This is a genomic window from Bacteroides sp. PHL 2737 (genome assembly GCF_004115325.2).
GTDB lineage: Bacteria > Bacteroidota > Bacteroidia > Bacteroidales > Bacteroidaceae > Bacteroides > Bacteroides hominis.
In genome coordinates, this window is record NZ_CP040630.1 from 50,672 (window position 1) to 64,783 (window position 14,112).

At 45.7% G+C, this 14,112-nt stretch carries 9 protein-coding genes; 6 read left to right on the forward strand and 3 right to left on the reverse strand.

Annotation, left to right across the window (positions count from 1 at the left end):
• Positions 1-22 precede the first annotated feature (22 nt).
• The 6 genes from DBK98_RS00230 (at position 23) to hydF (ending at position 7,048) form a co-directional block, all read left to right on the forward strand.
• The gene (locus tag DBK98_RS00230; RefSeq protein WP_005808531.1) at positions 23-1,084 is read left to right on the forward strand and encodes a sensor histidine kinase; all 1,062 of its coding nucleotides are present in this window, start codon (positions 23-25) and stop codon (positions 1,082-1,084) included.
• Positions 1,081-1,860, forward strand: a complete 780-nt coding sequence (locus DBK98_RS00235; protein WP_005781490.1) for a LytTR family DNA-binding domain-containing protein — start codon at positions 1,081-1,083, stop codon at positions 1,858-1,860. The genes DBK98_RS00230 and DBK98_RS00235 overlap by 4 nt, the downstream gene beginning before the upstream one ends.
• Positions 1,861-1,948: 88 nt before the next feature.
• Entirely contained in the window at positions 1,949-3,418 is a 1,470-nt protein-coding gene (locus DBK98_RS00240) for a monomeric [FeFe] hydrogenase (RefSeq protein ID WP_005808533.1), read from the forward strand.
• Positions 3,399-4,436: a [FeFe] hydrogenase H-cluster radical SAM maturase HydE gene (gene hydE / locus DBK98_RS00245; RefSeq protein WP_005808535.1), complete on the forward strand. Its 1,038-nt coding sequence runs from the start codon at positions 3,399-3,401 to the stop codon at positions 4,434-4,436. The genes DBK98_RS00240 and hydE overlap by 20 nt, the downstream gene beginning before the upstream one ends.
• 12 nt (positions 4,437-4,448) lie before the next feature.
• Positions 4,449-5,867: a [FeFe] hydrogenase H-cluster radical SAM maturase HydG gene (gene hydG, locus DBK98_RS00250; RefSeq protein ID WP_005781494.1), complete on the forward strand. Its 1,419-nt coding sequence runs from the start codon at positions 4,449-4,451 to the stop codon at positions 5,865-5,867.
• The gene (gene hydF, locus DBK98_RS00255; protein ID WP_005821877.1) at positions 5,864-7,048 is read left to right on the forward strand and encodes a [FeFe] hydrogenase H-cluster maturation GTPase HydF; all 1,185 of its coding nucleotides are present in this window, start codon (positions 5,864-5,866) and stop codon (positions 7,046-7,048) included. Before hydG ends, hydF begins: the two co-directional genes overlap by 4 nt.
• Before the next feature lie 131 nt (positions 7,049-7,179).
• On the opposite strand, the gene DBK98_RS00260 is transcribed toward hydF, so the two are convergent.
• From DBK98_RS00260 to DBK98_RS00270, 3 genes are all read right to left on the reverse strand, one after another.
• The gene (locus DBK98_RS00260) at positions 7,180-8,376 is read right to left on the reverse strand and encodes a 6-bladed beta-propeller (protein WP_005821878.1); all 1,197 of its coding nucleotides are present in this window, start codon (positions 8,374-8,376) and stop codon (positions 7,180-7,182) included.
• 216 nt (positions 8,377-8,592) lie between these two features.
• Positions 8,593-10,902 (reverse strand): beta-galactosidase, encoded by a 2,310-nt coding sequence (locus DBK98_RS00265; protein ID WP_005821879.1) that lies wholly within the window; start codon positions 10,900-10,902, stop codon positions 8,593-8,595.
• A gap of 39 nt (positions 10,903-10,941) precedes the next feature.
• The gene (locus DBK98_RS00270; protein ID WP_032536976.1) at positions 10,942-13,947 is read right to left on the reverse strand and encodes a glycoside hydrolase family 2 TIM barrel-domain containing protein; all 3,006 of its coding nucleotides are present in this window, start codon (positions 13,945-13,947) and stop codon (positions 10,942-10,944) included.
• Between the last annotated feature and the right edge of the window lie 165 nt (positions 13,948-14,112).

Sequence of the window (14,112 nt, forward strand, 5' to 3'; positions counted from 1 at the left end):
AGATTATCTTATCTTTGTTCCCATGAAAAGAATCAGAGCTCTATATAACGATAAATACCTTCTGTCCACGGTTATCATTTCAATGGCTGTGGCGGTACTTATCCACTTCCCCGAATCCGTCTCCCTCTTTGACGGGTTTGAGAGCCATACCCTTTTCCCGGGCATGAAATTTGCAGATGTAGCCAACGAGATTATCTTCACTTTCCTCTCACTATTGGCCCTGTTCGCTGTCAACACAAGATTGTTTCATTTCAATCAGACCTCGATGAAAATCACGTGGCAAAAGATTGTTCTCTCTTTTGTACTGACCTGGATATTGAGTAACCTATTGGGACAATGTTTTGTCTATCTGCACAAAACATTCGATATTCCCGCAATCGATGCCATGGTACACCACTACCTGCACCCATTACGCGATTTTATCATGTCATGCCTTGTCACCAGCAGTTGTTACATCATCTACCTGATCCGCCGTCAACAACAAGTAATCATTGAGAATGAACAATTGCAGGCAGAGAACATACGCAACCAGTTCGAAGTATTGAAAAACCAGCTGAATCCACATATGCTATTCAATTCGCTCAACACGCTGCGTTCACTCGTCCGTGAAAATCAAGACCGGGCACAAGATTACATTCAAGAATTGTCACGCGTATTACGCTATACATTGCAAGGCAACGAATCTCAATCTGTCACCTTACGTGAAGAAATGGATTTTGTATCGGCCTACATCTTTCTTTTAAAAATGCGCTTTGAAGATAATCTGCAATTCGAAATTGACATAGAATGTAACCTTGAAGATTATTTTCTACCACCTATGTCGATACAGATGTTAATTGAAAACGCTGTAAAACACAATGAAATCAGTAACCGTCGTCCGCTCACCATCACAATCGTCACCGATCCGGAGGGCAGCCTCTCTGTAAGTAACCCTATCCAACCTAAACTGACAGCAGCCACCGGTACCGGCATCGGACTGGCTAACCTCGACAAACGTTACCATCTCTTGTTCCGGCAGGAAATACAAATCACAGAAGATAGTAACTTTACCGTTCGTATACCCCTCATCCGGAAATACCCATGAAAACAATTATCATTGAAGACGAAAAAGCAGCAATACGGAATCTGACTTCACTCCTCACCGAAGTCTGTCCGCAAATAGAAATGGTGACGGAACTCGACAGCATTGCCGGCACCATCGAATGGTTTGCCAGCCACCCTATGCCTGAATTGATATTTATGGATATCCATCTGGCGGACGGTTCGGCATTTGAGATATTCGAACACATCCACATCACATGTCCCATTATTTTCACGACTGCCTACGACGAATATGCTTTACGGGCCTTCAAAGTCAACAGTATCGATTATCTGCTGAAACCCATCGGACGAAAAGATGTAGAACAGGCACTGGAAAAGTTATCTCTCTTTAGTTCCAACACATCCGGACCCGCTGGCCTGGAAACAGACGAACTGTTGAAACTGATACGTTCATTAAAAAAACAAGAAAGCTATAAAACCCATTTCCTGATTCCAGTGAAAGGGGATAAACTACTCCCGGTTTCGGTCGATATGATCATGTTGTTCTATATCAAAGACTGCCAGGTGAAAGCTGTCCTGACAGATAATACGGAATACTCCTTTCCACAGACTCTTGATGAGTTGACGGAATGTCTGGATCCGGCACTCTTTTTCCGCGCAAACCGACAATACCTGCTTTCACGAGAAGCTATCAAAGATATAGACCTCTGGTTCAACAGCCGCCTCTCCATCAATCTACGTCATCCGGTTGCGGGGGAAAAGATTCTGGTGAGCAAGGCACGTGTAGCCGAGTTTAAAGAGTGGTTCTGTGTTAAATAATTAAGGAATAAAAAACAAATATTAATGCAAGCTTGCAGGATACTCCTGCAAGCCGTATCTTTGTAACCCTAATTCTAAATACTCAAATATGGCTTTCACCAACAACGTAATGATTGTACGCCACAAGTTGCTGGCAAAACTGGTAAATCTCTGGAAAGAGAACAAACTGACTAATGAAATTGACAGACTTCCCATTGAACTGAGCCCACGCCGTTCACGCCCGCTCGGACGCTGCTGCATCCACAAAGAGCGTGCAGTGTACAAATACAAGCTGTTCCCGTTGTTGGGCTTCGACATGACAGATGAAACAGATGAACTCACTCCGCTTTCAGAGTATGCCCGTCACGCCCTGGAGCGTAAAAACGAACAAAAAGAAAACATACTCTGTGTCATCGACGAGGCGTGTTCATCCTGTGTACAGGTCAATTACGAGATAACCAACCTCTGTCGTGGTTGTGTGGCTCGCAGTTGCTACATGAACTGTCCTAAAGACGCTATCCGCTTCCGGAAAAACGGACAGGCAAAGATCGACCATGACGCCTGTATCAGTTGTGGAAAATGCCATCAAAGTTGCCCGTACCACGCCATCGTATTCATTCCGGTACCCTGCGAAGAAGCCTGCCCTGTGAAAGCCATCAGCAAAGACGAAAACGGTATCGAACACATTGACGAAAACAAATGCATCTACTGTGGCAAATGCCTCAACGCTTGTCCTTTCGGGGCTATCTTCGAAATCTCACAAGCCTTTGATGTGCTCGAAGGTATCCGCCGCGGTGAAAAAATGGTTGCAATTCCCGCTCCTTCCATTCTCGGACAATTCAACACATCGATCGAGGCAGTATACGGTGCACTCCGCCAAATGGGATTTGCCGATGTGGTCGAAGTGGCTCAAGGAGCCATGGATACCGTAAGCCACGAAGCTGCCGAACTGAAAGAAAAGCTGAAAGAGGGACAACCATTCATGACAACCTCTTGCTGCCCATCCTACATCGAACTGGTAAACAAGCATATACCGGGAATGAAGCCTTATGTTTCTTCTACCGGATCACCGATGTATTATGCCGCCCGTATCGCCAAAGAACGCCATCCGGACGCAAAAATCGTATTCATCGGCCCATGCGTAGCCAAACGTAAAGAAGCCCGTCGCGACGAATGTGTAGACTATATACTCACTTTTGAGGAAATGGCTTCCATCTTCGAAGGATTGGATATCCAGCTTGAACAGACACAACCGTTCTCTGTACTCTACACTTCAGTGCGCGAAGCACACGGCTTCGCACAAGCCGGAGGCGTGATGGGAGCGATTCAGGCATATCTGGGCGAAGAGGCAAAGAGATTCTCTGCCATCCAGGTTTCAGACCTGAATAAGAAAAACATAGGTTTACTGCGTGCTGCTGCCAAAACAGGCAAAGCGCAAGGACAATTCATCGAAGTCATGGCTTGCGAAGGCGGATGTATCAGTGGCCCCAGCGCCCATAATGACGCTGTCGGCGGACGCCGGCAGTTGAACCAGGAACTGATAAAACGCCGCGAATCATATGAAGAGACTCATAGATAAATTAAAAGAGGAACACACCCTCACCAACGAAGAGTTTGCACACCTGCTATCGCATTATGATGACGAAACTCTGGCATACATCAACCTGCAGGCACGCGAAGTGGCAAACGCACACTTTGGAAAAGGGGTCTACATACGCGGACTCATTGAAATAAGTAATCACTGCCGGAACAATTGCAAATACTGTGGTATCCGGAAAGATAATTGGCAAGCCGACCGATACCGCCTCAGCAAAGAAATGATTCTGGATTGCTGCGAACACGGCTACAAGCTCGGCTTTCGCTCATTCGTTCTTCAGGGAGGAGAAGATCCGAAACGATCTGATTACGACATGGAGGAGATCATCGCGGAAATCCGCCGGTGCTATCCGGAGTGTGCCATTACATTATCCATCGGCGAGAAACCATCGAAAGCCTACGAACGCTATTTCATGAAAGGAGCCAACCGCTACCTGTTACGTCACGAAACAATCGACAGGGGACATTACTATTGTCTGCACCCTTACGAAATGTCCAACGAGAGGCGTATCAAATGCCTCCACGAGCTGAAACGAATCGGTTATCAGACAGGAACAGGTATCATGGTGGGCAGCCCTCTTCAAACTGTAGAATACTTGATAGAAGATATCCGCTTTATTGAAAGTTTTCATCCGGAAATGATTGGCATCGGCCCCTTCATTCCCCATCAGCGAACTCCATTTTGTGACGAAAATCCGGGCAGCGTGGAACTGACCCTGTTACTGCTTTCCATCTTCAGGCTGATGCACCCCCAGGCGCTGATCCCTTCGACAACGGCATTGGCAAGCTTGGCACCGGATGGAAGAGTACGTGGCATCCTTGCCGGAGCCAATGTGGTCATGCCCAATCTGTCACCCATTATTGTGAGAAATAAATATGACCTGTACGACCAGAAAGTAGCTTTCGGTGCCGAAGCTGCCGAAGGACTTGCCCTGCTGGAAAAGCAACTGGCAGATGTCGGATACCACATCGACTACAGCAGGGGAGACTATAACGACTAATCAATAAACGATATGTATAAAGTAGATTCACCTGATGCCACCGACTTCATCGACCATCAGGAAATAATTGAAACTCTGGAGTATGCCCGTGCGCACCGAAATGACCGGAAACTGATTCGGGAACTGATAGAGAAAGCCCGCACTTGCAAAGGACTCACCCACCGGGAAGCTGCCATATTGCTGGAATGTGTTGAAGAGGACCTGACTGAAGAAATATTTCGTCTTGCCAAAGAAATCAAACAAAAATTCTACGGCAACCGCATCGTAATGTTTGCTCCGCTTTACCTATCCAATTATTGTGTCAACGGTTGTGTATATTGTCCGTATCATCTCAAAAACAAAACTATCGCCCGCAAAAAACTGACTCAGGAAGAAATACGCCGGGAAGTGATTGCCCTGCAAGATATGGGACACAAACGTCTGGCACTTGAAGCCGGCGAAGACCCGGTGCGTAACTCCATCGACTACATATTGGAATCTATCCGCACCATCTACAGCATTCATCATAAAAACGGAGCTATCCGCCGGGTGAACGTAAATATCGCCGCCACAACAGTGGAAAATTACCGCAAACTGAAGGAGGCGGGTATCGGCACCTATATCCTCTTTCAGGAGACATATCATAAAGAGAACTATGAACAGTTGCACCCCACAGGCCCCAAAAGCAACTATGCCTACCACACCGAAGCCATGGACCGTGCCATGCAAGGGGGAATTGACGATGTGGGAATGGGAGTCCTGTTCGGACTGAATACATATCGTTACGATTTTGTAGGCCTGCTGATGCACGCCGAACATCTGGAAGCTGTCTATGGTGTGGGACCACATACCATCAGCGTTCCACGTATCTGTTCGGCAGACGACATCGATGCCGGAGACTTCGAGAATGCTATTTCCGATGAAATCTTCCGGAAAATAGTAGCGGTCATTCGCATCAGCGTCCCCTATACCGGCATGATCATCTCTACACGCGAATCACAAAAAACCCGTGAAAAAGTACTCGATCTGGGCATTTCACAGATAAGCGGAGGCTCACGGACCAGCGTAGGTGGATATGCCGAAACGGAAACTCCGGAGGAAAATTCTGCGCAGTTCGATGTCAGCGATACCCGTACACTGGACGAAGTAGTTAACTGGCTTCTGAAACTCGGATATATTCCCAGTTTCTGTACAGCCTGCTATCGTGCGGGACGTACAGGTGACCGGTTTATGTCACTTGTCAAATCGGGGCAAATAGCCAATTGCTGTTCACCCAATGCGCTGATGACCTTACAGGAGTATCTGGAAGATTATGCTTCGGAAGAAACGAAAGTCCGCGGAGCGGCCATGATAAAACAAGAAATGCAACACATCCCCAATCCCAAAATCCGGGAAAGGGCCTTGGAAAACCTGAAGCAAATAGCAGCGGGAGAAAGGGATTTCAGATTTTGAAAACAACTCCGCTCTCCAACCGCCTGCATATTGCCCTGTTTGGTAAGCGAAACAGTGGCAAGTCGTCATTGATCAATGCACTGACCAATCAAAATGCTGCTTTGGTATCGAATATCGCCGGTACCACTACCGACCCTGTATACCAACCGATGGAGATACACGGCATCGGCCCGTGTGTATTCATCGACACGGCCGGATTCGATGACAACGGTGAACTGGGGTCCCTGCGTATCGAACGGACTGTGCAAGCAGTGGACAAAACCGACATTGCACTGATGGTTTGTTGTGATACGGAGTTATCCGAAGAGAAGCGATGGATAGAACTGCTGAAAGAAAAAGGCATCCCCTATCTACTGATACTGAACAAAGCCGATCTGTCAGAAAACCCGGAAGAAACAGCCAACGAACTGGAACGGCAGACAGGAGAACGTCCTCTGATTGTCAGCGCCAAAGAGAAAACAGGCATGGACTCTATCTGCAGGTCCATCCTCCAAAAACTACCGGAACTGGGCGGACAGCCGGATATTGTGGGCGATCTGGTTAACAAAGGCGATGTAGTTCTACTCGTCATGCCACAAGATATTCAAGCTCCCAAAGGACGGCTCATCCTGCCACAGGTACAGACGCTACGCGAATTGCTCGACAAGAAGTGCATCACCCTGAGTTGCACTACCGACCAGTTAGACAGTGCCCTGAATGTTTTGTCAGCCCCTCCTGCACTGATCATCACCGATTCACAAATCTTTAGGACCGTATACGAGAAAAAGCCGCCACAAAGCCGGCTGACCTCCTTTTCGGTATTATTCGCCCGGTACAAGGGAGACATTGACTACTATACCGAAGGAGCGTATATCATAGACCAGCTGACGGAAAACTCCCGTGTCCTGATAGCCGAAGCCTGTACCCATGCTCCCCTGTCCGAAGACATCGGCAGAGTGAAACTTCCGCGAATGTTGCGCAAACGGATCGGAGAGCAACTGCATATCGATATTGTTTCCGGAAATGATTTCCCTAAGGACTTGAATTGCTACGACCTGATTATCCATTGTGGAGCATGTATGTTCAACCGCAAACACGTTCTGAACCGGATAGCCAAAGCTAAAACGCAAGGTGTCCCGATGACTAACTATGGGGTAGTTATCGCATATATCAATGGTATTTTAGAACAGATAGATAAATAGGCTATCCCCAATACCCTAATAGTATTAGCTCAGAAAAAAGGTTATTGCAATGTTACAGATGCAAAAGTGCAATCAAACCATAACCTGAAACAACAGGGAATTTATCCAAGGAGTCCGATATATTAAGAATATTATTTTATCTTATATATGATAAAAATCGGGTTTTCATTCGTGTTTCTCTTTTGCAATTCTTGTGGTATAGTAATTTTTGTATGTTCTTCAAACGTCTCTATCTCGTAAGGTGTCACAACCTGCACCAGATTATTTCCTAAAGAACGCCCCCATACCGGAAACTGGTTATACCCCTTACTACCTACCATGCCTAACTGCATATTGATATCAGCTAAGTTGGAAGCACTTGTCTCAGGAATATCACACTGTTCCACAACTGTTTCTCCACTGTGTTTATCCACCGAAGCCACATAATACTTCTTATTCAACATCATGCGCAAATAAAAACGACGAGGTGTCTCAAAAATATCGCTTACAAAAATATCGCCATCAGCAGGAAACCTTTTAATATCTCGAATATTGAGTCCACGAATAACCTCTTCATCCGAATTGCCTAATCCGGCCACTAAAACAGGCTGTATGGTGTCTGCCGACAAACGAAAAACAGTATCGTTACTGGCTGTTTTAAACAAGACTGAAGACTGCTTTCCACCTGAAGGTGAACCCATTACTCCAAATGTAAAGCCTGAATCTTCTCGAGGCACCAACGGCAAATAGAAATCATTCTTGGTGATTATCGCCTCGCCATCCTCTTGAAATATACCAATACCAAAACTGCCACCCTGGAAAGGCATAAGAGGCATGGCGATGGCGCCAATGCGCTTACTACCGAGGTGATGAGCATAGATGATGGGAGAATTTATAGGTAGGTCTTCCACAAACGTGCCTTCCAATGTATATACGCCAACCTTATTGCCGATGACGTAGAAACGGTTATCAGTCTCATCAGCCTGTATAAAACCTATCATACCATTAAAGTCATCGGGACCTTGACCTTGGCGAAGAAATGTACGCAAGAAGTGTCCTTGGCGATCGAACAGTACAATACGAGCTTCCTTGCCCACCAATACATAAATATATTTGCTTGTGATGGCAAAATCGACTACACCGTCTATCAATGAAGCATTGTCACTGGTCATTTCTAAAGGGATATATTCGACTGACTCTATCTCATCAGCAATAGACAAAGTTGCCGGCGAACGAAGTGCTTCACGAACGGAAGCGGTTAATAGACCCGTTTGGTTGACTTGATTTAAATTACAAGATGCCAAAACAAATACGCTAATGGCAACCATGAAAAAAGATTTTGTGTTCATCATGTTTTAAAGTTATGTTTTGGTCAAAGATACAAAACATTTATTATGTTACCATTTTTCCCCCGAATATTTTTCTATGAACCGAAAAGATATGTTCAAGAAAACATCTCTGTAATTTTGAAATCAGACAGCATAGAGTAATAAATTGTGAATGTTATAATTGGATCTTATAACATTCACAATCTATCTACCTAATCTTCAGTGGAAATTCCTGTTTCAGTATTGAAACTCTTCCCCTTTGACATACACCCGATACTCCTTTATCATACCAGGGTATCCTTTTTCCGCACGGGGCAGATAGCGGAAACCGGTTACAGTATAGTCACCTCCCAAATCAATAACCAACTGATGCGGATAAGCATCACGGGCAACAGTCATCCAATAAGTAGATTCCTGAAGATCGAACACTTTATCTCCCGTACAGTTGCCACTACGCGTCTCTTCGCTATTGGCATAACGTATCCGCCACTTTTCACGCGAAATCGGTTTGCCGTCTGCTCCCAACACATCGAGTTCGGCAATGGCTGCGACCTTCTTTCCGTCTTGGGCCGAAAGAGCTTCGAGGCAGAAGAAGCGTCCGGTATACTGACGATCCAAACGGATCTCCTGCCATCCGTTACCCGGAGTAAACGTACCTGTAGCAACAGGAATTTCCTGCTTCAGATTCAGTTGTTCACCTTTCTTTCGATGGGTAGAAGCACCTTCATTACGCAACCAATCCAGTATGGGTTTCTTCAGACCGCGAACAGAGGCTTTCTCAGGTCCCTTCAGATCGAGGACAATTATTTCATTTTCTCCCTCTTTCAGCCAACAACCGGGCATAAAAAGTGTTTGTTGCGGACCGATCTCCCAAAAACGTCCGATAGCAATACCATTGACCCATACCATACCTTTACCCCAGGTACTCATATCAAGGAACGTATCGCCGGCTTTATCCAAATGGAAAGTGGCCTTATAATAAGCAGGCATTGTCTGGGCCGTTCCACTTTTATATTTTTTGTCTTGCACAAATGAGTAATCGACCGGGAAATTGTAAGCTGTCCAGTTCTTCAACTCCGTGGTTTGCTTATCACAGACAAGTTCTACTTTCTCAGTGATACCTTTACGGTCATGGATGGATTCATCGAAGTTGACACGCCCCATAGCTTCTACCAGAATATCGATGCAGGTCCCTTTCTTCAAAGCCGGCAGCTGCAAAGTGAATTCACCACGACGGCGATCGAGGCGAGCCAATAGTTTACCATCCGCAAAAACCTGTGCCCAATCGTGTACTTCTGTAATCTTCATCGTCGTACCGGCATCTACAGGCTGCTGTAAAACAGTCCGATACAAAATAGTTCCCCATCCCTGATCGAAAGCTTCCATCGGCTGTATATCCGTGCTCTGTTTCGCTTCCGGCAGATTGGCAAAGAGGGGAGCCACCCGCGTAAACTTCACCTCGGGTATCTCTATGACCGGAAAAGCTACGGGAACAGCCGGTAACTGTTCACCTGCAGGCAAATAGTTTTCCAGCAGATCACGCAGTTGGAAATATTTATCTGTAGCCCATCCCGGTTCACTGATTGGAGCGTCATAATCATACGAACTGCACATAGCAGAATAAGCAGGGTTGTTGGCACCTCCCCAATGGCCGAAAGTAGTACCCCCATGTGCCATATAAAGACTGAAAGAGATATTGCGGTCGAGCATATCCTTTATGCCCTGTACCATACTCTTGGCGGGACGAGTCTCGTGTTTGCGCCCCCAATGATCAAACCACCCACTCCAAAACTCGCTGCACATCAACGGTGTGTCCGGACGAGCCTCCTTAAGACGTTTGAATTGTTGCTCAATGTTGGCTCCCGTACCAAAGTTGATAGTCCAAAGCAGATCGTCCAGACCATTCCGGTCGAAAGTACTGCTCCAATCACATTGGAAAAGGGGAACCTCAGTAAACCCGGCACTTTTCACGATGTCACGAATCGCCGAGACATAAGGTTTATCAACAGCATAGGCACCGTATTCATTTTCTACCTGTACCATAATGATATTCCCTCCCCGGGTAATTTGCAAAGGTGCGAGCTGCTTGCCAACTTCCTTCATAAAAATAGCTGTACGCTCCATGAAGTAAGGATCGAGTGTACGGAGAACGATATCTTTCTTCTTCAATAGCCACCAGGGAAGTCCGCCCATTTCCCATTCGGCGCAGACATAAGGACCTGGACGGACAATAACGTACATTCCGTGCTTCTGTGCCAAACGGCAGAAAGCTGCTATATCATTTTGTCCGGTAAAGTCAAATTTACCCTCAGTCTGCTCGTGAATGTTCCAAAACACATAAAGACAAATGGTATTCATGCCCAATGCCTTACACATCTCGATGCGATGTTCCCAGTAAGGTGCCGGAATACGGGTATAATGCAACTCGGCAGCCTTTACGGTGAAAGGCTTGCCATTTAAAAGAAAGGTATTCTTCCCGATCGTAAAGTTCTGCGCCGCGACAGGCAACGAAAAAATCAGTACGAGAAGTAAAATCAGTTTTTTCATGTTATTATTGTATTGTTCTTGGGTTTTATTGAATTATTATTATTTAAGCCTCATCTTTATTTTTCCGAAGCAAGGCAGCGCTTCAAGGGTTTTGCAAAAATTCCCCCATGCTATTTCGGGATAATCCCAGCAATTGTTGACATACAGGATCAGTTGGTCATCCGGTTGTTTATTGATCCGGCATGCCACCGAAGCATCTGTAGACAAAACCGAAAGCTGATGGATAGAAGGGGAAGCTGTCGAAAGAGTATAATAATAGATGTTTTCTTTCATCCCCTTAGCGGTTTGAGTCAACGGGTAGCGGCAATTGGCTCCTGCATCTGCCCAATAATAATAGTTGTGTGTATCGTCTCCCCAAGGTTGAAGGGGTTCTTTACCGTAAGCAGCCTGCTTCGAAATGTATAAAGCAGTCTTTCCTTCATTTCCAGCAAAAGCTTTTTCCGGATAATAGTTCCAATACCCTTTACGTTTCCAGTCCAACTGCTGTATGGCATCTGCCAGATGGAAAGACAAACCTGTTTCACGCAGAAATCCGTTGGGAGCTCCATCTGTCAGGTAATCCACCTCCAACTGTCCATCGGGAGTTATTTTTATCGAAAAATCAACAGTTACCTCCTTATAATTTCCGGCAAGGTCGATATATACATCTCCGTTTGTTTCCTGCCGGTAACTGAATGCACTTTTCTTCCAGTCCTCTTCCAAAATCATAAACCGCGTAGCTGCTTTGCGTACTTCCGCTCCTGTCAAATGATTCAGGTTAATATACAAGTTCAGGAAAGGTCCTTTTTCTATCAGTACCCGGTCGCCGGCTTTGGCTTGTGTAATCAACCCTGTCTCTTTACTGAACGGTATTTCAAAACCTTCCCCACGAATGATCACCCAATCACCGGTTTCTTCCACCGATAGCTTATTTCCGTCAAGCACAGGTGGAAAAACAATCTTCTCCGTTCCGAGTATCGGACGGTAAGTGTCGATCAGGCTTCCATCGGCCGTCCAAAATTCAATCAACAGATGCTCACCTTCTTCCCACCGGTCAGCGGGGATCACTATGCTCCCTTTCTGATGGGGCGGAATGGCCGGAAGTGCAAAATTCTTCTTCACCCCCCGATAAGTATAACTCATCTGAAGTTCGTTCAGGCTCGTATGATCAAAGCGATTATAAACCGGAAGCACCAAACGCTGTCCGGAAGTGAAGTTACGAATATCATCAACTAACAGACGCACAGGCGAATACGCTTTCTTCGTAGCCCAAAATTCCGGTTTCTGACGTCTCCATACATCTACGATTCCCCACTCACCATAACCTACACAATTACCTTGATAGCCTTCGGGCTTGGCTGTGTGGGCAAACTCTTTCCAGAACGAAATACCGGCCTTGGGCACAGGCAAAGCAAAAGTTTCATCTACATATCCCCAAATAGCTCCTCCCAATCCTCCAGGCGCATCAAACAGTCCACTCCACATCATGTCAAGTGATTTTCCCCAGAACTCACGGATATTCGGGTCAGTCTGCAAAGTAGAATAAGTATAACAGGCCGGATGTGCCCATTCGTCAAAAAGAGCAGGAATCCCATGTCCCTGAAAGTGGCGGGTATTCATTCCCCATTGCGAAAGGGTACCGTTCACATCCTGATAGTGCATACTGAGTATATCATAAATTTTCTCCTTTGTGTCTACCGATCCCGGATAACTGAAAATAACGGGACGAGTCGTGTCTGTTGCCTTCACCCAGTCCCAACAAAGCTGAAAGTTAGTACCATACACACTCTCATTACCGATACTCCAAAACAAAATAGACGGATGAGAGCGGAAACTCTTCACCATCTCCTGACACTGTCCCAGATAACGGTCAGTATATTCGGGATTGCTTTGCGTTTTACCGGGAGCATAATTTTTCTGCCGATAAGTATCTACAAAACAGACAGCAGTCTCACTCTCGACATACACCCCATAACGGTCACAGTATTCCAGGAATCTTTCAGAAGGAGGATAGTGCGACGTACGTACAAAGTTCATGTTCGCTTCTTTGAACAGAAGTACATCAAGGCTGTCCAATTCAGCGGTAGTGGTTCGTCCCAGAGTGGGATGAATATCATGCCGGCAGGCTCCGCGCAATTTCACAGGCTGTCCGTTCACCAACATACGATTACCTGCTATTTTAACTTCACGAAATCCCACTTTACGGATAAAACGGCTGATTTCTTTCCGATCCTGCAGAAGTACAACAGTCAGGGTATATAAATTCGGATGTTCAGCATCCCACTTCAACGGACTTGAAACAGGCAGTGACCAGACCTGTTCTTCTGCTCCTGCCTTCAACGGAAAACAATCCTGAGGAAGTTGTACAGGTTTTCCGTCAGGAGCTGTCAGCTGCAACCGGACCTCAGCAGGTTCATTTCCGGCAGATGTACAGGCAAAACGAAGGACAGCATCTCGGTACAATGAGTCCAAATGAGTCTCTACACTAATATCGTAAAGATGGGTAACAGGTAACGTGAACAAAGTCACATCCCGAAGAATCCCTCCAACAGGGTGATGTGCATATCCCGAAGCATAAGAGATTTCATCCAGCCGGTCGGTCACTTCCAACTGTATTTCATTTTTCTTCCCTGGACGGGCCTGTGCTGTTATATCGGTTTCCCAACGAGTAAAGCCACCGTGATGTTCGCGCACCAACTGCCCATTGACACTTAATTTGGCATGGCTGTAAACTCCGTCAAAACGGAGAATAATACGTTTTCCGGCATAATCGGCAGGAATAGTAAACGATTTCCGGTAGAAAAAAGGCTTGTCGTGTTCTATGGCATATCCTTGCATAGCTGCCTCACCGGGAACTTTAATTGTAGTCCATTTGCTTTGGGGTGAATATTTAAATTGCCAGATTCCATTTAGCAGTATTACAGGCTGTCGAACTCCTTCCTGTTCCACAGGGATAGTATAAGCAGGATACGAAGAAGAGGTAAAAGGTGCAGCAGTAGCCGACATAGCAGAAAACAAGAAAAATAGACCGACCACTACAGTAAACAAAGAAAGTCTCAATTTCATGATATACGATATAAGAAGGTTAATTAAAGGTACAAAGGAACAAGAAATATCATTCGCAAAAAATAGACTTTATTTCTTAAAAGATGGACAATCTTATGATTTTTAAAAGATTATTCCATTATAATTCATAAAAAAGGCTGCATCGTTGTCAATGCAGCCCTTCGA

Excerpts from the sequence above, each read along its gene's own strand:
- DBK98_RS00230 (WP_005808531.1), top strand. The coding sequence starts at position 23 with ATGAAAAGAATCAGAGCTCTATATAACGATAAATACCTTCTGTCCACG.
- DBK98_RS00235 (WP_005781490.1), top strand. The coding sequence starts at position 1,081 with ATGAAAACAATTATCATTGAAGACGAAAAAGCAGCAATACGGAATCTG.
- DBK98_RS00240 (WP_005808533.1), top strand. The coding sequence starts at position 1,949 with ATGGCTTTCACCAACAACGTAATGATTGTACGCCACAAGTTGCTGGCA.
- hydE (WP_005808535.1), top strand. The coding sequence starts at position 3,399 with ATGAAGAGACTCATAGATAAATTAAAAGAGGAACACACCCTCACCAAC.
- hydG (WP_005781494.1), top strand. The coding sequence starts at position 4,449 with ATGTATAAAGTAGATTCACCTGATGCCACCGACTTCATCGACCATCAG.
- DBK98_RS00260 (WP_005821878.1), bottom strand. The coding sequence starts at position 8,376 with ATGAACACAAAATCTTTTTTCATGGTTGCCATTAGCGTATTTGTTTTG.
- DBK98_RS00265 (WP_005821879.1), bottom strand. The coding sequence starts at position 10,902 with ATGAAAAAACTGATTTTACTTCTCGTACTGATTTTTTCGTTGCCTGTC.
- DBK98_RS00270 (WP_032536976.1), bottom strand. The coding sequence starts at position 13,947 with ATGAAATTGAGACTTTCTTTGTTTACTGTAGTGGTCGGTCTATTTTTC.